This window comes from Streptomyces sp. MST-110588, from assembly GCF_022695595.1.
GTDB lineage: Bacteria > Actinomycetota > Actinomycetes > Streptomycetales > Streptomycetaceae > Streptomyces.
The window spans coordinates 6,780,010-6,801,683 of sequence record NZ_CP074380.1 but is presented as its reverse complement, the minus strand read 5'-3'; the positions used below and the strand labels follow the sequence as shown (position 1 = coordinate 6,801,683).

The following is a 21,674-nucleotide window of genomic DNA, read 5'->3' as shown; positions in this document are numbered from 1 at the left end:
CGGGAACCAGGTGTAGCAGGAGGCGGCGCGGTGTACGGGTTTCCACACCGCGCAGCGAACCCGCGCCGCTCCGGCGGAGGGACCGGAAGACGGCCGGTCACAGCCGCGGCGCCGGTCGGCCACTCCCCCGTGCCCACCGCGGCGGTCCGTGGCCGGAACCCGGCGAAACCGGTCACGTCCAGGGTCGTAGGAGGATTCACCCGATCGGCCACGGGTACTCCTATCGGATGATCACCCTTGGCGTGGAGGAGGAGTACCTGCTTCTCGATCCGGTCACCGCCCTGCCCGCGCCTTTGGTGCACGCGGTCCGCGAAGAGGCCGGGCTGCAGCCGACCGCTGAGGAGCAAGAGGTTCAGACGGAGCTGTTGCAGGCCCAGGTGGAGGTCGTCACCCCGGTCTGCACCGACCTCGCCGAGGTCGGCGGCCATCTGCTGCGGCTGCGCCACGCGGTCGGCGCCGCGGCCGAGCGCGTCGGCTGCCGGATCGCCGCCTGCGGTGCGGCGCCGCTGGCGGGCCGGTTTCCAGCCCCCGTCACCGAGGACCCGCGCTACCTGGCGCTGCGCCGGCGCGCCCCTCAGTTGGTGGCCGAGCAGCTCGTCAACGGTATGCACGTACACGTCGGGGTGCCGGACAAGGACATGGGCGTCGCCGTCCTGAACAGGCTGCGCGTCTGGCTGCCGACGCTCGTCGCCATGTCGGGGAACTCCCCGATATGGGACAGCGGCGACACCGGCTTCGCGAGCTGGCGCACCGTGGTGTTCGGCCGCTGGCCCGTGAGCGGCCCGCCCCCGTCCTTCGAGGACACCGGCGACTACGAGCGGCGCCTCAAGGCGCTCCTGGACGCCAGGGTGATCGCCGACACCGGGCAGGTCTACTGGCAGATGCGGCTGTCGGAGCGCTACCCCACCGTTGAGATCCGGTGTCTGGACGTGCAGCTCCGGGTCGACGACGCGGTGATGTTCGCGGGCATCGTACGGGCGCTGGCGGCCACCGCCATCCGCGAGGAGAAGGAAGGCTGTCCGGTCCCGCGGATCGCGCCCGAGCTGCTGTACGCCGCGAACTGGCACGCCGCGCGCTACGGACTCGGAGGCACGCTGCTGGACCCGGAGGGCCGGCGGCGCAGCGCCGGTGACGTGGTGTGCGCGCTGCTGGACCACATCGGCCCGGCGCTGGAGGAGGCCGGGGACACCCGGGAGATCGGGTCACTGGTCCACCGGCTGCTGCGCGAGGGCTGCCCGGCGGACCGGCAGCGCCGGGTACTGGCGTCGGGTGGCCTCAAAGCCCTGACCGCATTCATCACGGCACAGAGCACGGAGACCTGAGCCCGTCGGAGCCCCGGCCCGGCCGGGGTGGACGGCGCGGACGGCGCGGACGGGGCCGCAGGGCTCGTCCTGTTCTTCATCGGTGCCGCCGCGCGACAGGTGCCGGACCGGGCAGTATCCCGCGGTATCCCGGGTACCCCATGGTGGGCGTGCCCGCCTCCCGTACGGCTCGTGTGCGGAGCGAATGAACAGCGGATTAAAGGGGCACTCGCCTCACAAGCACATTTACGGCTACGTACCGGCGCATCGCATCACAGGGTGCGTCCGTACGTCCCCTTCCCCATGATTCCCGGTGCCACCCCGCGCCCGGGCGCACAGAGGAGCAGCGCGATGAGTGACACAACGCCGTCCCAGGCCGAAGGCGACCGCGACGACGCGCAGGACGCGACGCGCGGCGGACGGCAGTCGCGGCGGCAGCACGACGAGGCACGGACGTCACCCAGGACCACACCGTCGCAGGCGGAAGGCGAGAAGGCCGATGACGAGGGCGGCGGCCGGGGCGGTGGAAACCGCCGGGACAGCAGCCGTCAGCGCCGCCGCGCCTGAAGCCACCGCGCGGCCGAAGCCACCACACAGCCGAACTCGCCACGCGACCGAACCCACCGTCGGACAACGAACCCACCGTCGGACAACGAACCCGAGGAGCTGACCATGCCCGAGCCAGGAAGCAAGCGGTACGACAGGAAGCGCGCGGAGCGGCGCCGGGAGGCCGAGAACCACGGCGTACCCGACAAGCACGCCAACGAGGAGGCCAACGCGAGCCTTCAGGCGGACCCGCACTGGCGCTCCGCAGGCCCGCGCACCGCCCGCGGAAAGGGCCCCAAGGGCGAACGGCCGGAGCACGGCGGCGGCTGACCGCCACGGCTTCCACGGCTTCCCCCAGGCCCCGGCCATCCCTCCCTCACAGGCATCCCTCCCCTCCCTCATAAGCAGTCACCCGAGGAACCAAGGAGCGCACACGATGAGCGAGTACGAACGTTCCCGCACCATGCCGGCGCTGCCCGAAGTGGTCTTCGACCAGGCATGCGATCTGAAACGGCTGGACAGTTGGCTCCCCCGTGACCTGCACGTGAAGCCCGACGACCCGCCGGCGGTCACCGTGCACGAGGACAGTACGGGCGAGGACGCCCAGGCCCTGGTGCGCGCCGAGAAGGACCAGATGCGGATGGAGTGGGGAACGCGTGCCGACGGCCGCTACGCCGGGTGGCTCCAGGTCGCCGGGATCGACAGCGGCGCCAGCGAGGTGACGGTGCACCTGTCCTTCTTCGAGGGGTCGCACGCCCCGGAGGATTCGGTGATCGAAAAGGCGCTAGACCAGAGCCTGGAACGGCTGGCGGAACAGGTCCGGCTGCACGCCGAGAGCGCCGGATGACTCCCGTCGGCTCACCGGATGCCCGGCTGACCGTACATACGGACGTACGGGTGACCGGCTGACCGGCTGCAACTTACGGCAACCCGCACCGATCGGAGGCCGCAACCATGCGTCATGACGAGTTCATCGGCCTGGTCCAGGACCGCGCCGCGCTTCCCGACCGCGGCTCGGCGGAGCGCGCCGTACGGGCCACGCTGGAGACCGTGGCGGAACGGGTGCCGGACGGCCTCGTACGCCATCTGGCGGCCCAGTTGCCGCAGGAGATCGCGGAGCATCTGCACCGGGTCGAAGCAGCACGCGAGGCCGGCCCCGAGGGCGGCGACGCGCCCGAGCGCTTCGACCTGACGGCCTTCGCCGGCCGGGTCGCCTGGCGCGGTGCGGTGTCCGAGGAGACGGCCGTACGGGAGGCCGCCGCGGTCTTCGAGGTGCTGGACGCCGCCCTGGCACCGGAACTGATGGAACGGCTCAGCCACGCGCTGCCGCAGGACATACGGGAGCTGCTGCCGACGGCACGCGCGCAGGAGCCCACTTGACCACCACCGCTTTCTTGAGCGTGCAATTTTGAGCAGGAAATGAGGACGGGCAGATGGAGATCGGTTACAAGCTGGCATCCGAGGCGTACGGTCCGAACGAACTCGTTCGCCAGGCGGTACGGGCGGAAGAGGCGGGGTTCGACTTCGTCGAGATCAGCGATCACTACCACCCCTGGCTGGACAATCAGGGGCACTCGCCGTTCACCTGGACCGTACTGGGCGCCATCGCCGCGAAGACCGAACGCATCGGGCTGGCGACAGGGGTGACCTGCCCGACCGTGCGCTACCACCCGGCGATCATCGCCCAGGCCGCCGCGACGCTCGCGCTGGTCTCCGACGGCCGTTTCGTCCTGGGCATCGGATCGGGCGAGCGGCTCAACGAGCACGTCGTGGGCACCGGGTTCCCCGACTCCGTCCGCGTACGGCACGAGTTGCTGCGCGAGGCGCTGGAGATCATCCGGACGCTGTGGCGCGGCGGGTACCGCTCGTACGAGGGCAAGCACCTGCGGCTGGACGACGCACGGGTGTTTGATCTCCCCGACGAGCTGCCGCTGGTCCCGGTGGCCGCCAGCGGGCTGGAGTCGGCACGGATCGCCGCCGAGCTCGGTGACGGGCTCTTCGCCACCGAACCGAAGCCGGAGATCGTACGGCACTACCGGGAGGCGGGCGGTTCCGGACCGTGCTACGTGGAGGTCCCGATGGCGTGGGCGCCCGATGAGCACACCGCCGCCAAGGCCGTACTGGACACCACGCGGTGGGCGGTGACCGGGTGGAAGGTCATGAGCGAGCTGCCCAACCCGGTCAATTTCGATGCGGCGACCACGACCGTGCGCGAGGAGGACATCCTCCAGCAGTTCGCCTGCGGGCCCGATCCCGCACGGTACGCCGAGGTCACGCAGCAGTTCGTGGACGCCGGATTCGACCGGCTGGTCATGCAGAACGCCGGCTCGGACCCCGACGGGTTCATCGACTTCTACCAGCGGGAACTCGACCAGCGGCTGCGGAAGCTGACGCCGAACCAGTAGTCGGACCACCTGGAGCAGGGACGTACGGCGCTCGGCCCGCCACGTGGGACCACGTGACGGGCCGAGCGCCGGTCCCTGCCTCTCCTGGTCTCTCCTGCCGCCGCTAATCGGTGAGCAGTCCCGTACGGAGCTTGGCCAGGCAGCGGGAGAGCAGCCGGGAGACATGCATCTGGGAGACGCCGAGGGCGGCGCCGATCTCCGACTGGGTCATCTCCTGTCCGAAGCGCATGGAGAGAATGCGCCGGTCGCGTTCGTCGAGCTGGTCCAGCAGCGGCTTGAGCGCGTGCAGATTCTCCACCAGGTCCAGGTCCTCGTCACGCTCGCCGAGGAATTCCGTGAGCGGGGTCTGCGTCTCGTCGTCGGTGAAGGTGGCGTCCAGGGAAGAGGCGTTGTAGCCGTTCGCGGCCACCTGTCCTTCTATGACGTCCTCTTCACTGATGTTCAGGTGCGCGGCGATTTCGGCGACCTTCGGCGACCGGCCCAGGCGGTTGGTCAGCAATTCCGTGGCCCGGGCCAGGTCGACCCGCAGCTCCTGGAGCCGGCGCGGTACGCGGACGTCCCAGGTGTGGTCGCGGAAGAACCGCTTGATCTCGCCCATGATGTACGGAATGGCGAGCGTAGTGAATTCGTTCTCGCGGGCCGGGTCGTAGCGGTCGATCGCCTTTATGAGCCCGATGGTGCCGACCTGCACGATGTCGTCCATCTCGCCACGGTTGCGGAATCGGCCGGCGACGTAGCGGACCAGCGAGAGGTTGACCTCTATCAGGGTGTTGCGCACGTACTGGTACTCGTGCGTGCCCTCTTCCAGTTGCGCGAGGCGGTTCAGGAACAGCCGGGTCATCTCCCGCGCGTCCCGCGGAGCGACCTGGCCGGGGTCCTCCACCAGCGGCAACTCGGCAGGTACGGCCTGTTCGTCACCGGAGCCGCCGATCGTCCGGACACCGTCCGTCCAGGCTTCGGCCGCCTCCGCGACGCCCGCCTCCACGATCGCCTCGCTCACAGTCATCTCCTCAGCCCTCCCTATGGACAACAATCCGGCACAGCGCTGCCTACCCGGTCGCATTTCCTTCACACCCGTTCCGCCGGACCTTGCTTGAACGCTTACCCAACCGGCCGGTGGACGGTCCCATGGTCATCCATCCGAGGAGAAAGAAAGACAAAACCCACCCGGGTTCCCCGTTTCCGCCAGCTTAAACATAGCCAATTACCGGGAGTGTGGCGAAGTTTTCCGGGAATCCGGGCCGTGGAGGTTGATAATCATGGTCCCACTGATTCTTGTGCTTCTTCTCGCGGTCATTCTGTTCGGCGCCGGATTCGCACTGAAAGCGCTGTGGTGGGTCGCAGCGGTCATCCTGGTGATCTGGCTGCTCGGCTTCGTCATGCGTTCCGCCGGGGCCGGTGGCAAACGTGGCCGGTGGTATCGGTGGTGACCGGTCCGACGGACATCCGATGAATTCCGGCCATGCGCCGGAAGACGAGAAATCCGCGCGAGCTGCTTGATCCGCGTAATCCGTGCAACCCGCGTCGTGACCGCGGAAGGCGGCCACGGCATCACGAGAGGACCGTACTCATGAGTGCAGGCGAGAAGGCCAAGGCGAAGGCCGAACAGGTCAAGGGCAAGGTCAAGGAAGAGGCCGGCCGGGCGGTCGGCAACGAGAGCGCGACCGCGGAAGGCCAGGCCGAGCAGAGCAAGGGTGACCTCCGCGGGGCCAAGGAGAAGGCCAAGGACGCCTTCAAGCACTGACGGCGCCCGGCGCGAAGCCGGCACAAGCGGGCCGCGGCCTCCGGGCTGCGGCCCGCTTCTTGTTGCCTGCGGCCCGCCCCGTCCGCAAACCTGCTCGACGGTCGAGGTGATCTCCAAACCCGGCACCTCGCTCAGGACGGCACCGATCCCCGACACGCCCCGCAGTCCGTCCAGGAACAGCAGCAGGTGCCGATACACGAACCGGTCGAATTCCGTACAGCCACTTCCGGGCAGCGGCCGTGTCAGTTGAGCCACGGGGACGGCCTCCCCCGGTTATTCATTTCGGCCAAGTCCGTGTTCTGCGCCACACGCGCCGTACGAGTCCCACGCGGTACGGCGCACCGCGCGCCGTGACGTATACATGCGCCATGAGGGTTTCGCTCCGCCCGGCCGCCCTGGTCCGCGCGGTCCGGTCGTACGTATGCCGGGCCCCCGGCACGTTCATCTGGCTCGCAATCCTCTTCGTGACGTCGGTGATCATGCACCATCTGACGCCCGACACGCTGGACCACGTCCTGCAACGCCGCTCCACCAACATCAACAACCTGTTGCACTCACCCGGCCGAGTACTGCTCACCAGCGCACTCTGGCTCGGCGGTGGCAACTGGCTCTACTACTTCGTCCTCTACAACATCTTTCACGTTCCGGCCGAACGCTGGCTCGGCACCTACCGCTGGCTCGCGGTCATGGGCGTCACCCACATCGGCGCCACGTACCTGAGCGAAGGCATCCTCGCCCTCGCCATCCGTACGGGCGCGGCGCCGCACTCCGCCGTCGACACACTGGACGTCGGCGTCAGTTACGCGCTGGCCGGCGTCGTCGCCGTCCTGACGTACCGCCTCCCCTGGCACCCCCTCCGCTATGTCTACGCCGCGGGCGTCCTCGTCTTCTATGCGATCCCCCTCTTCGACAAGCTCACTTTCACCGACATCGGCCATTTGTCCGCTGCGCTGCTGGGGTTGGCGTGTTACCCGCTCACCCCGGGCCGGCGCCGCCGTCACACGCGTATCCCGACGCATTCACCGTCGACGTCGTCGCTGTAACCGCGAACCGGCCCCGGCACATCGGCTGGTGTTTCCTGCGGACGGTCACGGACCGTCCGGGAGAGGGGTCCCAGCTCGGAGCACCGTTTTCTCCCGGTCTACCTGTGGCCTCTCTTAGCGCTTCCTTAAGGGCGCCATAAAGATCGCAGTCGAAGGGCTTTCAGGGGCGTTCGAGCTGTTCGGCGCGGCTAGCGTGCGTGTCATCGCAAGGCAAGAAGTCCCGAAGGAGACCCCCACGATGACCGCTCGTCGTACGGCCGCCGGAATCGCGATCGTCGGTATCGCCCCGCTCGCGCTGACCGCACTCACCGCGAGCCCGGCCGTCGCACACGGTTCGATGACCGACCCGGTCAGCCGGATCTCGGCCTGTTTCGCGGAGGGCCCCGAGCACCCGCGCTCCGCCGCGTGCAAGGCGCTCGTACGGGCCGGCGGCACCCAGCCCCTCTACGACTGGAACGAGGTCAACATGGCCAACGCCGCGGGACGTTCGAAGCAGATCATCCCCGACGGGAAGCTGTGCAGCGCGGGAAAGTACAAGTACAGGGGACTGGACCTGCCGCGTGCCGACTGGCCGTCCACCAAGATGCGGGCCGGCGCCCACACCTTCCACTACAAGGCCACCGCTCCGCACAAGGGGACCTTCGAGCTCTACGTCACGAAGGACGGCTACGACCCGAAGAAGCCGTTGAAGTGGTCCGACCTGGAGTCCAAGCCGTTCGCGAAGGTCACCAACCCGCGGCTGCAAAACGGTGACTACGTCTTCAGCGGCAAGGTGCCCGCGAAGTCCGGGCGTCATCTGATCTACAGCATCTGGCAGCGCTCGGACAGCCCCGAGGCGTTCTACACCTGCTCCGACGTCGTCTTCGGCAAGGACAACGGCGGTGCGGGCGGGAAGAGCGGTGGCAAGGGCGGCCAGGCGGCTCCGCTCGCCGCCGCGCCGAACGACGCACAGATCGCCGCGGCTGCCGACAAGTCGACCGTGGCACACGACGGTCACGGGGAGATCGACGTCCACGCCGGGAACGGGCATGGCGGTCACGATGCCGCCGCCCACGGTGCCGGCGACCGGGCCGGCAACGACCCGAAGCCGAACGGCGGCGCCTCCAAGGCGGTCGACGGTCAGCACCTCGCCAAGACCGGAGGCGACAGTTCCACCGCGCCGATCGCCATAGCCGGGGCGTCCGTGGTGGCCCTGGGCGCCGCGGTGCTCTTCACCAACGCCCGCCGCAAGGCCGTACGCCACCGCGGCTGACCCCGCACCGGGCGCGCGCCGGTCTGACGCCGCGCGCTCGCCCAGCGTTTCGTGACGCGATGACGCCGCGCCCGCGGCCGATCGCGTACCCGGGCCGCCGGGGGCCGACTGCGACGACCCCCCGGCTTCCACGGCGCCGCCGCCTTCTCACCTCAAGGGCGGCGGCGCCGTGCTGTGTTTTCCGCCGTGATCTCCCCCCTGTGACCTCCGTTTCACGACCACTTCACGTCGCACAAGCGACCGGCGCGGCGGGTGGCGGCATGACGGGCGACGGCGTCTTCCGCACAATGTGAGAGGAAGTTCGCTCCGCCCTCGGGCCATATGGACGGTGGTACCTTGCTCGGCCGTTTCCTCGCTTCTCTGCGGTATGTCCTCATCTGTCTCGGTACTGGTGTGGTCGCCGCAGCGGGGTTACCCGTATTTCTGTGCTCACCGTCCCTGCTCGACGGATTCGCCGATTTCCACCGCCGCCAAGTGGCCTGCCTGCTGGGCGAAACGTTCACGCCGGTCCCCCGTGCGCACCCCCGTTACGGTGACGGGGCCACCGGCCAGGACATCATCTGGCTGCTGGCCCACGGAATCCCGGGCACCATGGTGTGCGCGGGAGCGATCTCCCTGTGCGGCAAAGCCATCAACTGGCTCTCCGCCCCGGTGTGGTGGACGCTGGTGCCGCCGGAGGAGCGCGGAACCGTCATCGCCTGGACCGTCGACTCCTGGCCCCTGGCCATCGCGTCATTCTTCGTCGGCGCGGTCCTGGCGGTGCTCGCCGCCGTCGCGGTGGTCCTCCTCGCCCGCCTGCACGTCCTCGGCTCCCGGCCGCTGCTCGCCACGGACGGCAGGGAGGATCTGCGGCAACGCGTCGTGGAGCTGTCGGCGACCCGTGCCGCCGCCCTGGACGCGCACGACGCGGAACTGCGCCGGATCGAGCGGGACCTGCACGACGGCGCCCAGGCCGGAATCGTCGCGGTCTCCCTGCGCCTGGGCATGATCGACCGGGCGCTGCGGACACGTCCCGAGCAGGTCCCCGGCCTGGTGGAGGAGGCCCGGCAGGTGACGGGACAGGCCCTGGACTCGCTGCGCCAACTGGTGCGCGGCATCTACCCGCCCGTCCTGATGGACCTCGGTCTCCATGAGGCCGTACGGTCCCTGGCCGCGCTGTGCCAGGTTCCGACAGAGATCGACTTCGACGAGGGACACGCGGGGGCGGGCCCCCGGGCACCCGCCGCCGTGGAGGCCGCCGCCTACTTCGTGGTGTCCGAGGCACTGACCAATGTCGCCAAGCACAGTGGCGCGGCCAGCGCCTCGGTCCGCATACGGATCGACGAACGGCGGGTGGGCGTCCGGGTGCAGGACAATGGCCGAGGTGGCGCGGTGGAAGGCGCCGGCGGCGGGATCGCCGGCATCCGCCGCCGGGTGGCCGCCTTCGACGGCACCACCGTACTGACCAGCCCGCCGGGTGGACCGACGGTGCTCGAAGTGGAGATTCCATGCGGATCGTGATCGCCGAGGACAACGCCCTGCTCCGGGACGGGCTGTGTCTTCTGCTGACCAGTGAGGGGCACGAGATCGTGGCGGTCGCCGGCACGGGCGAGGAGCTGCTGGCGGCGCTGCTGGAACACCGCCCGGACGCCGCGGTGGTCGATGTGCGGCTGCCGCCGGACTTCCGCGACGAGGGGCTGCGGGCCGCCGTCGAGGCCCGTAAGCAGATCCCCGACCTGCCGGTTCTCGTCCTGTCGCAGTACGTGGAACGGGCGTACGCCGGCGAACTGCTGGCGCACAGCGCGTCGGGGGTCGGGTATCTGCTCAAGGACCGGGTGGGCCGTACGGAAGAGTTCCTGGATGCCCTGGAACGCGTCACCAAGGGCGGTACGGCCATGGACCCGGAGGTCATCTCACAGCTCATGGTCCGCAAGGCCGGCAACGACCCGCTGGGCGCGCTGACACCCCGGGAACGTGAGGTACTGGCGCTGATGGCCGAAGGACACAGCAACACCGCCATCGGTTCGTTGCTGCACATCGCCGAGACCTCGGTCAACAAACACATCGGCAACATCTTCATGAAACTGGACCTGCCGGCACCGGAAGACGGCCACCGCCGCGTCCACGCCGTACTGGCTTATCTCCGGGCGCAGTTCTCCCCGTATTCGACCCCTCTATAAGACGCTGACCCGCACCCTGCGGAAAACCGCAGTGAAGTTCTGCGGTTTTCCGCAATGTGCCGCCCCACCGCGCCGGCGCATCATTCAGTCATGACCAACAGGGCTGGATCAAGCGGTGGGAAAGGTGGCGGCGTTGTGGGCGGAGCGTGCGGTGGCGGGCCACGTAGGGTCGAGCTGAAAGCCGGATGGATGAGGGGAGAGCAGAGTGGGAACGGTGGAGCTGACAGCGGGTGTGGAGGTCTCGTCCGAGGCCGAGTTGCGGGAACTGGTGGGAGAGCCCGATGAACGGGCTGCGAACAAGACGCGGACATGCCTGCACGAGCTGGACCGGCAGTGGCTGGCGCGCTCGCCGTTCTGTCTCATAGGAACCTCGGACGGCCAGGGGCGCTGTGATGTCTCGCCCAAGGGCGACCCCGCGGGCTTCACGCTCATACTGGACGACACCACGATCGTGATCCCGGACCGCCCCGGTAACAGGCGGGTGGACGGCTTCCGGAACGTACTCGCCAATCCTCACGTCGGCCTGAACTACCTCGTGCCGGGGCGCGGTGACTCCCTGCGGATCAACGGGCGGGCCCGGGTGCTGCGCGATGCGCCGTTCTTCGACGAGATGGTGGTCAAGGGCAATCGGCCCAGGCTGGCGTTGCTGGTGGAGATCGAGGAGGTCTTCTACCACTGCTCCAAGGCGTTCCTGCGCTCGGACCTGTGGAAGCCGGAGACCTGGGAGCCCGAGCGCCTGCCGTCCAGAGCCCGTATAGCCAAGGGGGTGGAGAAGGTGAACGCTTCCCTGGAGGCGTTGGAGGAGTACTACGGTCCGCGGTATGCGGAGAAGTTGTACCGCGACAACCGGTGAGGGAAGTCGGTGACGACCGACGATGACGGCGGTTGGCGACGGCACTCGGTGACGACGGCAGTCGGTAACGGTGGTCCACGCTGACAGCCCTCCTGACACTGTTGCTGCCGGCATCCGACAAGGAGCAAGACTAGGAGGCGTCAGGCGTACCAGAACTGCCAGAACCGCCAGGACTGTCAGGACCGCCAGGACCCACACCAGGAGCAAAGCTCAGGACTTGTGGATCGGTTCCGGGGGCACGCGGCGGGCGTGCCTTCCCGAATGGTCCTGGGGTGGTCACCGAGTAGGGCCGCGTTCGCAGCGCGGGTCGGGAAGGTGCGCCCGTGCCCGGCCTGGTCACTGCTGACGGTTCCACCGGGTCCGGTTCCCTGCTCGACGAGATCGTGCGGGAGGGTGGCCGCCGAGTGCTCGAGGCCGCTGTGGAGGCCGAGGTCAGCCAGTACGTGGCCGAGTTGGCTGCTGAGACCGATGCTGCCGGACGCCGCCTGGTGGTCCGCGACGGCCGCCACCGGCCTCGGACCGTGGTCACCGCGGCCGGCCCGGTGGGGGTGGTGGCCCCGCGCGTGAACGGCCGGCGCATCGATGAGGCCACCGGCGAGCGACAGCGGTTCTCCTCGAAGCTCCTCCCGTCGTGGTGCCGCTCGCCGAAGGGCTCCGAGGTGCTGCCACGGCTCTACCTGCACGGGCTTTCCTGCGGAGACTTCGTGCCCGCAGGCGAGCAGTTCCTCGGCAGCTCAGCGGGACTGTTGCCCGCGACCGTGACGCGGCTGGCCGAGCAGTGGGCCGATGGCCATGCCGCCTTCCAGCGGCGCGACCTCGCCGAGTCCGACGACGTGTATGTGTGGGCCGACGGCGTTCCCCCAAGGTGCGGCTGGGGCGGGCGCGCTCGTGCGTGCTGGTCCTGCTCGGCGTGGGCTTGGGCGGCGCCAAGGAGTTGATCGCGCTCACGGGGGGGCTGCGCGAGTCCACCGGGTCGGGGGCCGACTTGCTGCGCGAGTGCCGCCGCGGGATGCGCGGCCCGGAGCTGGTGGGCGGCGGCGGTGCGAGGGGGTTGTGGAGGGCGCTCGCCGAGGTGTTCCCCACCGCCCGGCATCAGCGGTGCTGGGTGCACAAGGCCCGCAACGTCACCAACGCGCTGCCGAGATCCGCACGGTCGGGTGCGACGAAGGCGAGGCGGGAGAGTTGCCACGCCGAGGGCCGCGCCCATGCCGAGAGGGCGATCGCGGCGTTCGCGAAGACGTACGGCGCGAGGTGGCCCAGGGCCGTCGCGAAGATCACCGGCGACCGGGAGGGGCTTCGGGCGTGCTACGACGTCCCGGCCGGGCACTGGATCCATCTGCGGACCACGGACCCCATCGCGTCGACCTTCTGCACGGTCAAGGTCCGCACCACGGTCACCCGCGGCGCGGGCGGCCCGGCCGCGGCTCTCGCCATGGTGTGCAAGCTCGTTGAGTCCGCCCCGGCTCGCCGGCGGGCGATTTCCGGAGCCCGCCTCGTCCCGCCGGTCCGCGCCGGCGCCAGGTTCGAAGGCGGCGTCCTGGTCGGGCGCGCGGAGACCGCCGCTGCCTGATCCCCGTGGCCGGCTGGGGCGGATGTCAGCCCAGCACGCCGGTCAGAGCGCGGATGAGTACGGCGTCGAACCGGTCGCGGGAGTGGCCATCGGGTGGGGAAGCGGCGAGCAAGGCGGTAATGCGGGGGTGGCTTCCCGCGGCGGCAACGTGGCGGAGGTAGGCGGATTGGCGCGTGGCGCTCGGGTCCGCGGCAGCCGTTTCGTTCTGGACGAACAGCGCGGTCAGGCCGCCGAGGAGGGCGAACGCCTCAAGTTTGCGCGCATGGTCGGCCGGGTGGTCGGCGAGCACGTCGAGCACATGCTCCAAAAGGTCGATCCCGTGGGGGCCGAGCGTGGGGCGGCTCATGACCATGGCGGGCAGCCACGGGTGGCGGCGCATGATCTGCCGGGCCTGGCGGGCGATGGCGAGCAGGTCGGCCTGCCAGTCGCCGCTGGGGGCGGCCAGGTCGTATTCGCCCGCGGTGCTGTCGGTCATCAGGTCGAGCAGGTCGTCGCGGGTGGCCACGTAGCGGTAGAGCGAGGCGGCGCCGGTGCCCAGGATGGATGCGACGCGTCGCATGGAGACGACGTCCAGGCCCTCGCGGTCGGCCAGTTCCACCGCGGCAGCGGTGATCTCGGCGCGGCTGCGCTCGGCCCGGCGTCCGACCGGCGCTTGTTCCGGCCGCATCCAGATCACCGGCTCCTGCTGTCCTGCCACTGCTACCTCCCGCGTTGCCACCAGCCTACCTATCGCATACGGTGTTCGCGAATGGTGTTCGCGAATGGGAGGGACATGATGACGCGCTTCGCGCACAACGGCGAGATACAGATCGCCTTCGAGGACCTGGGCGGCGCGGGAGGCGACCCGCTGCTACTGGTCATGGGACTGGGCACCTCACGGTTCTGGTGGCCGGACGGCCTGGTGGCCGAACTGGTCGGCCACGGCTTCCACGTCGTGGCCTACGACCAGCGCGACGCCGGCGAATCCACCCACCTGCCCGACCGGCGCGTCGGCCCGCCGGTCAAGGCCCTGCTCCACCGCAAAGCCCCGGCCTACAGCGCCGAGGACCTCACCGACGACGCGGTCGCCGTCCTCGACGCCCTCGGCTGGGAGGGCGCCCACCTCCTCGGCCACTCGATGGGCGGGCTCATCGCACAGCGCACCGCCATCCGCCACCCCAGGCGCGTGCTGAGCCTGGCCACCTCCTCGGCGGTCCCCAGCGACGCGAAGGGCCTGAGCCTCCTGCGTTACCTGCGCCTGGCATGCCTGCCCCGTTTCGCCCGGCTGCACTACCCCAAGACCCCTCAGGGCAACCTGGATCTGGCCCTCGCTGCCGCCCGCATCCTGGCCGCGCCCGGCCAGGACATCGACGAGCACGATGTGCGCGAGTTCATAGACAAGGAAGCAGCGCACCAAGTCGCCAGCTTCCGCGACCAGAAGGCGCAGAGCCGCCAGATCGGAGCGAAGTGGCACGGCGGACCACTGGCCCAGATCACCGCGCCGACCCTCGTCCTGCACGGCGAAAGCGACCCGCTTGTGCGCGTGACGGCCGCGCACGACATCGCTGCCGCCATCCCCGGTGCCAGCCTTCACACCCTGCCCGGAGTCGGCCACTTCCTCGCCCGCGACGTCTGGACCACCTACGCTGACGAACTGCGCGCGCTCGCCGACCGCACCGACGAGCAACCGCAGACCAGCGGGATCACCCACAGGTAACCGACGACCGCCGCCCGACGCCCTCCGTCGGGACCAACCGGAACCGAACTGCACCGTCGAGGAAACCCAAGGACACCCGACCCACGACTCCTGACAATTGCTCGGGACCACCAGGGCTGTCAGAACCGCCAGGACTGTTGAGGAGGTAGGGGGAGGGAGGGGAGGGGGAGGGCGGCTGTGGGGTCGCCGAGGATGACCATGGCGGTACGGTCGGCGGCGACCAGACGGTGGTACAGGGCCGCTCGTAGTCCGGCACGTTCGGTGTGCTCGCTCGCGTTGTAGGCGTGCAGTGCCTCTTCGTGGGCCAGGGCCGAGGCAGCGATTCCCTTGGTGATCCGGTCCAGGGCCAGGCCCACCGGTTCGCCGCCGCACAGCCCGCCGTAGAGCACCGAGGTGAGTTCGTCCGTCAGGTGCTGGCCGGTCCAGGGTGAGCGCAGCGTCCAGTCGAAGGTCGGCTCGACGTGGCCGATGAAGGCACGGGCCGGGCGCCGGGCGGACAACAGGGCGGTGGGCAGCGGTGCCACCACGGAGCCCAGTGCGGCGACGCCGGCCAGTACTTCCCCTACCGGTCCGTCGGGGGCGACCAGGCCGTCGAAGACGGATCGCCGGTCGGCGCCCGCTCCGCAGCAGGCGTGTGCGTACCAGATCGCCCCGTCCGGCTGCCAGTCGGTGAGCAGCGTACGGGGATCGATGTACGCGCCCCGGGCGTCGACCGGCAGCCCGATGCGGGCGGTGAGGGTGGCCGGATCGTGCAGGGGGCTCGTCAGGCCGTGGCTGGTGGTGACCACCAGGGCGGGGCGGAGCTCGGCGAGCGCCCGGGCCAGACCGGCGACCGACGCCCGGCCCGCCCGGCCGTCGAGGAAGAGGCTGCCGGGCATCTCGCCGTCGGCGCGCAGCCGTTCGGCGACAGGTGCGGCGATGGCGTCCCGCATGAGTGAGGTGATGTCCTGGTCTCTGCGGGTCTCGGCTCGGTGGGGCTGGGCTCGGTGGGGCTCGGCTCCACGGGTCTCGGCTGTGTGCGCCTCGGCTGTGCTGGGCTGGACTCGGTGGGCTTGGTTCCGATCAGTCTGGTCCCCGCAGTGGTTTGGGGTGCCGTCGTTTCGGGTGCCGTGGTTCTGAGCCTCGTCGGCTTGGGCGCTGTGGTCCGGGGACCACACCAGTGGGCTGTCGTAGCGGGCGGTCGAGTCGGACCAGCCGTCCAGCAGCGCGCTCACGTACCGTTCGAGGCCGGTGCCCGTCAGGTGGAGCCGTCCTACGTGGGCCACTCGGGCCAGCAGGTACTGCGTCCGCCACGGTACGGCCTCCGGGCCGCCGTAGATCAGCAGATAGCTCGGCAGCGCGCCGGGGGTCGTGCCGCGCGGCGAGCCGATGACGGCGATGTCCTTCCCGGCCGCGTAGTCGCGCAGGGTGGCGGTGGTGGGTGTGGCGCGGGTCAGGCGCAGCAGCCGTGCGCCGGGTCGGGCGGCGAACAGGGCCCGGACCGGTTCCGGGGCCTCTTCGGGGAGGGCCGGGTGAGGCAGCCCGTCACGGTCGGGGAGGACGAGTCCCCAGCCGACCCGTTCGTCCCGGTAGTCCGCAGGGTCCACGGCGCCGGGGCGCAGCAGTCGCTTGACGCCGGCCACCGGTCCCAGCGCCCAGGCCCGGTGCCCGGGCCCGAGCGGCGCGGCCACCGGTCCCGGGCCGCCCGTCCAGGCGTTGACGCACAGTTCGTCCGGCGGCTCCCCCGGGTCCCACGCCCCGAAGGAGCCGGCCAAGGAGCCGGCCGCGGAAAGGGCTTCCGGCTCACCCCCGGCGGCGCCCTGCCACGCCCCGGACCCGGCCCCCGGCGGCAGCCCGGTCCCGGACCTGGCCCCAGCCCCAGTGCCCGGCCACACCCCGGATCCGATCCCCGGCCACGCCCCAGCTCCGATCCCCGGCCGCAGCCCGACCAAGGCACCCGGCCATGCCCCGAACCCGGCACCCGGCCGCACCTCAGACCCGACACCCTGCCACCACTCGGACCCGGCACCCGGCCGAGGCCCGGTCCCGGACCTGGACTCGTGCCCGGGTCCGGGTCCGGGACCGGGTCCGGGTCCGGGTCCGGTGCTCTGCCACGGCTGCTCGGGGGCGGCGCTCGGGCGGGGTTCGGGCTCCGCGTCCTGCGCGTTCTTTTGGGCGGTCTGCGGGTCCATCCGTGGTCCGGGCCGGGGCTGGTTCACACTCGTTCGCCGTGTTCCTCGGGGTTGCTTTCCCAGGGGCGGCGATCCAGGAGGGAGTCGGCTTCTGCCTCGATGGCGCGGCAGAAGCGGGCCGGAGGTTGGTGCGGTGCGCGCAGGAGCCCCCACAGGATGTCCAGTTCGATGCGGACGTCGTCCGGCAGTGGGCCGTCGGGCGAGGGGTGGCCGTTGCCCGTGGTGCCGTTGCCGCCGCCCCCGCCGCCGTAGCGGGTGTCCCGCGCCAGGTAGAGCACCGGCCGCGCCCATTCCCTGCTGGCGGCTGCCGCGACCGGTTCCGTCCTGGAGACGCTGTGTGCCCGCAGCAGCAGTTTGCGGGTCCTGCGCAGCGGCTCGAACCAGTCCACGTCCTCGGGCCGGGTACGGCGCAGTCCCCGTTCGCGCAGGGCGGCGAACAGTTCCCGGTACAGGGACTTGGTCAGTTCCTGCGCCTCCTCGGCGGCGATCGGCTCGCGGCGGCCGACGACCGCCGGGAAGCCGCCGGCCGTCACGAGCCTGCGCGCCAGGGACCCGTACCCCTCCTGGGCCGGAGCCGCGCCGGAGCAGCAGTTCAGTACGGTCAGCCACGGCCGGCTGTCGACGGTGGTCATCTCGATGATGTTCTCGGCCTCCAGGTGCAGTGAGCTCCGGGTGCCCAGGCCGTCCCAGTCGGAGGCGGTGGCCAGTTCGATGTGCGGGCCCTGGTGGGCCGAGCCGTGGCAGAAGAAGTGCAGGATGTGCGGCCCGAAGTCCTTGACGAGCGGGAGCAGTTCCTCGCGGTACTGGGGGATGGAGTCGACGACCACGTTGACGCCGCCGGTGAAGGGCATGCCGGCCCGTATCGTGTCCCGCAGCCCGCGTTCACCGGTCAGGACGAGCAGGTCCAGGTCGATGGCCTTGCCTTCCGTACCGACCGCCTCGATCAGCGCGTTCCATTCGTGGACCGCGGAGATCCCCACGCACGACAGTACGGCGACGATGCGCAGCGGGCCGCCGGACTCCAGGGCGCGGGGGCGGGCGCCGATCCTCACGGAGCTGACCATGCGGTTGACCGGCCACTGTTCGGCGAGGTTGAGGAAGATGCCTTCCGGGGAGCGCAGCACCTCCCAGGGGAGGTGTTCGCCCCACCCGTGGGAGCAGTCGTGGACGAAGACCGGTACCCGCTGGCCCTCGTCCGCCAGCAGCGCGTGGTCCAGGGCCTTGGCGGCGTGCGGGTTCTGGCCGAGCAGATGGTGCAGGAAGTCCCCCGCCTCGCCGACGGCCCCCTCCTCCATCGGCTCCTCCTCCAGTGCGCGCAGCGCCGGGTCGGTGTGGTCGTACACCACCAGGTGCGGCGGGCAGGTCGTGACGCCGTACGGCTCTTCGAGGGTGAGCAGCAGCCCGCGCGGCTCCCGGCCCTGGAAACAGGTGTCCAGGCGGACGACGACCCGGGCGCCGTTGGTGATCCTCATGGGCGTCGCCTTCCCCGCGCGTTCTCTGCTCCTGGTACGCGTTCTGTGTCCGGTGCGTGTGAGGTGTCCAGTGCGTGTGAGGTGTCCGGTGCGCGTGATGCTTCCGGTGCGCGTTCCGTCTTCGGTGTGCGTGATGTTTCCGGTGTGCGTTCCGTCTTCGGTGTGCGTGATGTTTCTGGTGTGCGTGACGTATCCGGTGCACGTTCCGTTTCCGGTACACGTTCTGCTTCCGGTACGCGGCTCGGCCCAGGTATACGGGCCGGCCCGGGCACACCGCCCGCCCCCGGCCCGCGGTCCTGCCCCGGCACGCCACCGCCCGCCCCCGGCCCGCGGTCCTGTGGCCAAAGGACGCGTTCGAGCAGGGAGACCGCCTGGTTCAGCGCGTACTTGGCGTCCTGCCAGGGCGCCAGGCAGGACTTGTCGTCGTTGCCCGAGGGCGGCGGCAGCCACTGCGCCTGTACGCGTTCGAGGTAGCGGATGCTGGCGGCGAGCCACATCGGGGTGGCCTCGGCCGCCATGACGTTCTCGATGCGGTCCCCGTAGATGGCCGTGTGGCCCTTCTCGTCCAGCAGCAGCCGGGCCGCGTTGAGGGTGACCGGTTCGGCGCCGCTGTTGAAGTGGTAGTCCAGGGTGAGCGGGTAGGCCCAGGTGCTCAGGGCGTTGGTGACCGGTGGCCGGGTGTCCTCGGTGCGGTAGAGGAAGGCGTAGCCGGAGGCCAGTGCCGTCAGCCGTGGGTCGTGGGCGCTCTCGTGGACGAGCATCGAGCCGGGCTGGACGCGTGCCACGCTGTCGGCGAGTTCGCGCAGCCCGCAGTCCGATACGTTGCCCGGTGTGCCGCTGAGCACCAGCGACCATGCCCCGACCTGCATCAGGAAGGTCGACAGTTCGGCCGCTCCGACGGCCGTCGGACCGTGGTGGGAGCCGTCCGCGCCGTTCTCCGTCAACTGCTGGAGGATCAGCGTGCCCTCGCCGCCCATCAGGGCTCCGTCGCCGATGACGTGCACCACGTCCGCGGCGCACTGCCCCAGTTCCCCGCGGATCCAGCGCAGCCAGGGGTTGTGCACCGGGTCGGTGGGGTCCTGGGGGCCGCCCGCTCCCGCCGCGGTGGCCGGGTCGTGCACGATCAGCTCCAGGTCCGCGTGCCGTCCGGCGTGCGGGCGCAGCGCGTCCTGGAGCATGGGGGCGGCGAAGACATGGACCCGGGTCCTGCGCCGGACCTCGCCGATGACCGTACGGACCGTGTGCAGGATCGTGTCGACGGCTTCTGAGGCGGCGCCCGAGGCGGTGCGCGGCAGCTCTCCGTACGCGGGGTTGGCCGGCGGTGGCAGCACGCTCGCGCAGAGCACCACTTCGAGGGAGTCCTCCGGGGTCCACGGCCGTACGAGGGAGTACGGACGCCGTACGATCGGCAGCCCGTGGTCGCCGTAGTGGAGCATCCGCTCCCAGGGCAGCATGCTCAGGCAGCCGGAGGGGCGCGGGAATTCCAGCCAGAGGGCTTCCCACCGCCCGTCCCCGATCTTGCGGGCCGCCTCGTGGATGGCCCGGGTGATCTGCTGCGGTACGAGGAAGACCCGCGGCGAGCGCCGGGGCGGGCATTCCAGGTCGCTTATGTCCTGGGGCAGGCCCAGGACGAGCGGGGAGCAGCCGGCGACCTGTACCGGTTCGCCGACGTCCGCGGCCAGTTCGAAGGTGACGGAGGAGGTGACGCCTTCCGGGCCGCGTTCGCGCTCCAGTCTGATGCGCAGGGGCAGCGGCCCGCCGCGTCCCCTCAAGGAGCTGGTCATGGCCGCCGTCCGGGCGCCGAGGCGGTGATCTGGTTGCTCAGCGCCCACCAGGTGGCGGGGTTGCTGATGTCGCCGTGTCCCTTGATGGCCTGGGACGCGTCCAGGGCGAGCAGGCGTACGGTCTCGTCGGTGAGGTCGTAGCGCGTATCGGGCAGTTGGGCGCGCAGCCACCGGCATTCGGCGCCGCAGCCGCCGGGTCCGTAGCCGCCGAGCGCGGCGTAGCGGCTGGGCACACGGCGGCGTACGTCCTCGGGGCCGGGGCCGTACTCGTCGGTGCCCGGGCCGGGGTGGTCACCGCCGGCGATACGGGCCTCGCCGAGGTCGGCCGGGCGTCGTACCGCCCAGTGGAAGAGCCGGGTCAGCGGCAGGTCCGCACTGCTGAACGTGGTCAGGACGGGTTGCACGGTACGGTCCCGGTCCAGGGCCGCCCGGTAGCCGCCGGGGCGTCCGGTGCCGTCCGCGTCGGCGGCGAAGCACATCCGGGAGACGGCTCCTTGGAGGAGCAGCACCGAATCGACGGGGCGCGGCAACGGCGGTCCGCACAGCGCGGAGAGCAGGACCCGGGCGCCGTAGGAGTGGCCGACGAGCCGTACGGGGAGGTCGGTGGCGGTGAGGATGTCGCGCAGCAGCCGGCCGACGCCCCGGGCGCCGACGCGGGCGGCGCGGTCCTTCATGAGCAGGACGGTGGTGAGGCGGATGAGCAGCCGGGGGTCGGCCCAGCCGAGCGCCCCGGCGGAGTCGGGCTCCTGCGGGTACGGGTCCCCTCCCCACTTGCCGACGAACCCGAACTCCCCTGGCACGCGGCCGTGCCGCTCCTCTTCCCGGCCCGGCTCCTGGTTCCCCTGGACAGCACCCGCGTCGTCTTCGCCATCCGCGCTATCCGCACCATCCGCGCCGTCCGTCAGCAGGTCCGGTGTCTGCCGCCAGCGCCACAGCAGGTCCTCGGCCGCCACCTCCCGTCCCCACAGCGGCGCGAGGATGCGGGCGAACTCCGCCGCCTCCTCGGCGCCCAGCCGGGACGCTCCCGCCAACTGCTCGTAGCGTCCCCGTAATCGGGGGTCCAGCTCCTCGGTGACGGCGGCGCCGCCCGGTCCGGCGGGCGCCGCGGCTTCCCGCGCCGCCCCCCACCCGGCCATCGCCGGCCCTCTCTCCCCGGGCAGGACGAGGGCGGTGCTGGGCCAGACGACGCCGATGGGGTGGGCCCGCAGGCCGGGCGTGTCCGCCACGCCGGCCAGGAACGATCCGTACCACCGTATGGCCTTGTCGTAGGTGTTGTTCCAGCCGTGCGCGAAGAGCAGGACGTCCGTCGCGTCCGTCCTGCGCAGGGAATCGAGGACCGCTTCGTACGTACGCGGCCCGCGGCACTCCCCCGAGGCGCCGAAGGGGACGATGTCCGTGTCCCGCCCCGCGCTCGGCGTGTACTGATCACCGTACGCGTCGGGCTTCCCGCGCGTCTCGCTCTCCTCGTGTTCGTTGTGTTCCCGGTGTTCGTTGTGTTCCCGGTACGAGTCCGGCGCGTCCGGCGTGCCCTTCGCGTCCGAGCCCCTGGTGACCCGTACGTCTCCCACGCCCCGTGTGACCTGCCCGCCGTCGTCCGCGTCCGGTCGCACGTCAGGTCGTCCTTGGTCGGCCATGTTCCCCCCTGGGCCCGCCCCGGTAGCCGGAAGTGTCCTGCGGT

At 70.7% G+C, this 21,674-nt stretch carries 20 protein-coding genes and 1 pseudogene; 15 read left to right on the top strand and 6 right to left on the bottom strand.

Going from position 1 to position 21,674, the window contains the following annotated elements; genetic code table 11:
- The first annotated feature begins 227 nt into the window (after window positions 1-227).
- The 6 genes from KGS77_RS29790 (at window position 228) to KGS77_RS29765 (ending at window position 4,252) form a co-directional block, all read left to right on the top strand.
- Complete coding sequence (locus KGS77_RS29790; protein WP_242586220.1) at window positions 228-1,322, top strand: glutamate--cysteine ligase; 1,095 nt, start codon at window positions 228-230, stop codon at window positions 1,320-1,322.
- Between the two features lie 330 nt (window positions 1,323-1,652).
- Window positions 1,653-1,868, top strand: a complete 216-nt coding sequence (locus tag KGS77_RS29785; protein ID WP_242586219.1) for a hypothetical protein — start codon at window positions 1,653-1,655, stop codon at window positions 1,866-1,868.
- A 105-nt stretch (window positions 1,869-1,973) separates the two neighbouring features.
- A complete protein-coding gene (locus KGS77_RS29780) occupies window positions 1,974-2,177 on the top strand; it encodes a hypothetical protein (protein ID WP_242586218.1) in 204 nt (67 codons plus the stop codon).
- 106 nt (window positions 2,178-2,283) lie between these two features.
- Entirely contained in the window at window positions 2,284-2,694 is a 411-nt protein-coding gene (locus KGS77_RS29775; protein ID WP_242586217.1) for an SRPBCC family protein, read from the top strand.
- Between the two features lie 107 nt (window positions 2,695-2,801).
- Window positions 2,802-3,227 (top strand): DUF2267 domain-containing protein, encoded by a 426-nt coding sequence (locus KGS77_RS29770; protein WP_242586216.1) that lies wholly within the window; start codon window positions 2,802-2,804, stop codon window positions 3,225-3,227.
- 53 nt (window positions 3,228-3,280) lie between these two features.
- The gene (locus KGS77_RS29765; protein WP_242586215.1) at window positions 3,281-4,252 is read left to right on the top strand and encodes a TIGR03557 family F420-dependent LLM class oxidoreductase; all 972 of its coding nucleotides are present in this window, start codon (window positions 3,281-3,283) and stop codon (window positions 4,250-4,252) included.
- A 103-nt stretch (window positions 4,253-4,355) separates the two neighbouring features.
- Here the strand turns inward: KGS77_RS29765 and KGS77_RS29760 are convergent, their stop codons facing one another.
- On the bottom strand, window positions 4,356-5,258 hold the full coding sequence (locus KGS77_RS29760) for an RNA polymerase sigma factor SigF (protein ID WP_242586214.1): 903 nt from the start codon (window positions 5,256-5,258) through the stop codon (window positions 4,356-4,358).
- Window positions 5,259-5,511: 253 nt separating this feature from the next.
- Here KGS77_RS29760 and KGS77_RS29755 point away from each other — a divergent pair, with 253 nt between their 5' ends.
- The 8 genes and pseudogenes from KGS77_RS29755 to KGS77_RS29720 all read left to right on the top strand — a co-directional run bounded on the left by KGS77_RS29755 (window position 5,512) and on the right by KGS77_RS29720 (window position 12,873).
- Window positions 5,512-5,682, top strand: a complete 171-nt coding sequence (locus KGS77_RS29755; RefSeq protein ID WP_242586213.1) for a hydrophobic protein — start codon at window positions 5,512-5,514, stop codon at window positions 5,680-5,682.
- A gap of 140 nt (window positions 5,683-5,822) precedes the next feature.
- Window positions 5,823-5,996 (top strand): CsbD family protein, encoded by a 174-nt coding sequence (locus tag KGS77_RS29750; RefSeq protein ID WP_242586212.1) that lies wholly within the window; start codon window positions 5,823-5,825, stop codon window positions 5,994-5,996.
- A 368-nt stretch (window positions 5,997-6,364) separates the two neighbouring features.
- Window positions 6,365-7,039, top strand: a complete 675-nt coding sequence (locus KGS77_RS29745) for a rhomboid-like protein (RefSeq protein WP_242586211.1) — start codon at window positions 6,365-6,367, stop codon at window positions 7,037-7,039.
- Window positions 7,040-7,277: 238 nt separating this feature from the next.
- Window positions 7,278-8,291 (top strand): lytic polysaccharide monooxygenase, encoded by a 1,014-nt coding sequence (locus tag KGS77_RS29740; protein ID WP_242586210.1) that lies wholly within the window; start codon window positions 7,278-7,280, stop codon window positions 8,289-8,291.
- A 321-nt stretch (window positions 8,292-8,612) separates the two neighbouring features.
- Complete coding sequence (locus KGS77_RS29735; RefSeq protein WP_242586209.1) at window positions 8,613-9,791, top strand: histidine kinase; 1,179 nt, start codon at window positions 8,613-8,615, stop codon at window positions 9,789-9,791.
- Window positions 9,779-10,450: a response regulator transcription factor gene (locus tag KGS77_RS29730; RefSeq protein ID WP_242586208.1), complete on the top strand. Its 672-nt coding sequence runs from the start codon at window positions 9,779-9,781 to the stop codon at window positions 10,448-10,450. The genes KGS77_RS29735 and KGS77_RS29730 overlap by 13 nt, the downstream gene beginning before the upstream one ends.
- 214 nt (window positions 10,451-10,664) lie before the next feature.
- A complete protein-coding gene (locus KGS77_RS29725; RefSeq protein ID WP_242586207.1) occupies window positions 10,665-11,303 on the top strand; it encodes a pyridoxamine 5'-phosphate oxidase family protein in 639 nt (212 codons plus the stop codon).
- Window positions 11,304-11,626: 323 nt separating this feature from the next.
- A pseudogene (locus KGS77_RS29720) lies at window positions 11,627-12,873 on the top strand (IS256 family transposase).
- A 25-nt stretch (window positions 12,874-12,898) separates the two neighbouring features.
- Here KGS77_RS29720 and KGS77_RS29715 read toward each other — a convergent pair.
- Window positions 12,899-13,570, bottom strand: coding sequence for a TetR/AcrR family transcriptional regulator (locus KGS77_RS29715; RefSeq protein WP_242586206.1), 672 nt, complete (start codon window positions 13,568-13,570; stop codon window positions 12,899-12,901).
- Window positions 13,571-13,621: 51 nt separating this feature from the next.
- On the opposite strand from KGS77_RS29715, the gene KGS77_RS29710 reads away from it, so the two are divergent.
- Window positions 13,622-14,569, top strand: coding sequence for an alpha/beta hydrolase (locus tag KGS77_RS29710; RefSeq protein WP_242586205.1), 948 nt, complete (start codon window positions 13,622-13,624; stop codon window positions 14,567-14,569).
- Between the two features lie 119 nt (window positions 14,570-14,688).
- On the opposite strand, the gene KGS77_RS29705 is transcribed toward KGS77_RS29710, so the two are convergent.
- The 4 genes from KGS77_RS29705 to KGS77_RS29685 form a co-directional block, all read right to left on the bottom strand.
- Window positions 14,689-16,323 (bottom strand): hypothetical protein, encoded by a 1,635-nt coding sequence (locus tag KGS77_RS29705; protein ID WP_242586204.1) that lies wholly within the window; start codon window positions 16,321-16,323, stop codon window positions 14,689-14,691.
- A gap of 440 nt (window positions 16,324-16,763) precedes the next feature.
- Window positions 16,764-18,212 carry a CHAT domain-containing protein gene (locus tag KGS77_RS29695; protein ID WP_242586203.1) on the bottom strand — a complete coding sequence of 483 codons (1,449 nt, stop codon included), beginning with the start codon at window positions 18,210-18,212 and terminating at the stop codon, window positions 16,764-16,766.
- Window positions 18,209-19,996, bottom strand: a complete 1,788-nt coding sequence (locus KGS77_RS29690; protein ID WP_242586202.1) for a hypothetical protein — start codon at window positions 19,994-19,996, stop codon at window positions 18,209-18,211. The genes KGS77_RS29695 and KGS77_RS29690 overlap by 4 nt, the downstream gene beginning before the upstream one ends.
- On the bottom strand, window positions 19,993-21,606 hold the full coding sequence (locus KGS77_RS29685; protein WP_242586201.1) for an alpha/beta hydrolase: 1,614 nt from the start codon (window positions 21,604-21,606) through the stop codon (window positions 19,993-19,995). The genes KGS77_RS29690 and KGS77_RS29685 overlap by 4 nt, the downstream gene beginning before the upstream one ends.
- Window positions 21,607-21,674 lie beyond the last annotated feature (68 nt).

What these genes read in the sequence shown, in the direction of transcription:
- KGS77_RS29775 (WP_242586217.1), top strand. Translation starts at nt 2,284, where the DNA reads ATGAGCGAGTACGAACGTTCCCGCACCATGCCGGCGCTGCCCGAAGTG.
- KGS77_RS29745 (WP_242586211.1), top strand. Translation starts at nt 6,365, where the DNA reads ATGAGGGTTTCGCTCCGCCCGGCCGCCCTGGTCCGCGCGGTCCGGTCG.
- KGS77_RS29750 (WP_242586212.1), top strand. Translation starts at nt 5,823, where the DNA reads ATGAGTGCAGGCGAGAAGGCCAAGGCGAAGGCCGAACAGGTCAAGGGC.
- KGS77_RS29790 (WP_242586220.1), top strand. Translation starts at nt 228, where the DNA reads ATGATCACCCTTGGCGTGGAGGAGGAGTACCTGCTTCTCGATCCGGTC.
- KGS77_RS29730 (WP_242586208.1), top strand. Translation starts at nt 9,779, where the DNA reads ATGCGGATCGTGATCGCCGAGGACAACGCCCTGCTCCGGGACGGGCTG.
- KGS77_RS29760 (WP_242586214.1), bottom strand. Translation starts at nt 5,258, where the DNA reads ATGACTGTGAGCGAGGCGATCGTGGAGGCGGGCGTCGCGGAGGCGGCC.
- KGS77_RS29765 (WP_242586215.1), top strand. Translation starts at nt 3,281, where the DNA reads ATGGAGATCGGTTACAAGCTGGCATCCGAGGCGTACGGTCCGAACGAA.
- KGS77_RS29780 (WP_242586218.1), top strand. Translation starts at nt 1,974, where the DNA reads ATGCCCGAGCCAGGAAGCAAGCGGTACGACAGGAAGCGCGCGGAGCGG.
- KGS77_RS29785 (WP_242586219.1), top strand. Translation starts at nt 1,653, where the DNA reads ATGAGTGACACAACGCCGTCCCAGGCCGAAGGCGACCGCGACGACGCG.
- KGS77_RS29690 (WP_242586202.1), bottom strand. Translation starts at nt 19,996, where the DNA reads ATGACCAGCTCCTTGAGGGGACGCGGCGGGCCGCTGCCCCTGCGCATC.
- KGS77_RS29710 (WP_242586205.1), top strand. Translation starts at nt 13,622, where the DNA reads ATGGTGTTCGCGAATGGGAGGGACATGATGACGCGCTTCGCGCACAAC.
- KGS77_RS29770 (WP_242586216.1), top strand. Translation starts at nt 2,802, where the DNA reads ATGCGTCATGACGAGTTCATCGGCCTGGTCCAGGACCGCGCCGCGCTT.
- KGS77_RS29755 (WP_242586213.1), top strand. Translation starts at nt 5,512, where the DNA reads ATGGTCCCACTGATTCTTGTGCTTCTTCTCGCGGTCATTCTGTTCGGC.
- KGS77_RS29735 (WP_242586209.1), top strand. Translation starts at nt 8,613, where the DNA reads ATGGACGGTGGTACCTTGCTCGGCCGTTTCCTCGCTTCTCTGCGGTAT.
- KGS77_RS29695 (WP_242586203.1), bottom strand. Translation starts at nt 18,212, where the DNA reads ATGAGGATCACCAACGGCGCCCGGGTCGTCGTCCGCCTGGACACCTGT.
- KGS77_RS29740 (WP_242586210.1), top strand. Translation starts at nt 7,278, where the DNA reads ATGACCGCTCGTCGTACGGCCGCCGGAATCGCGATCGTCGGTATCGCC.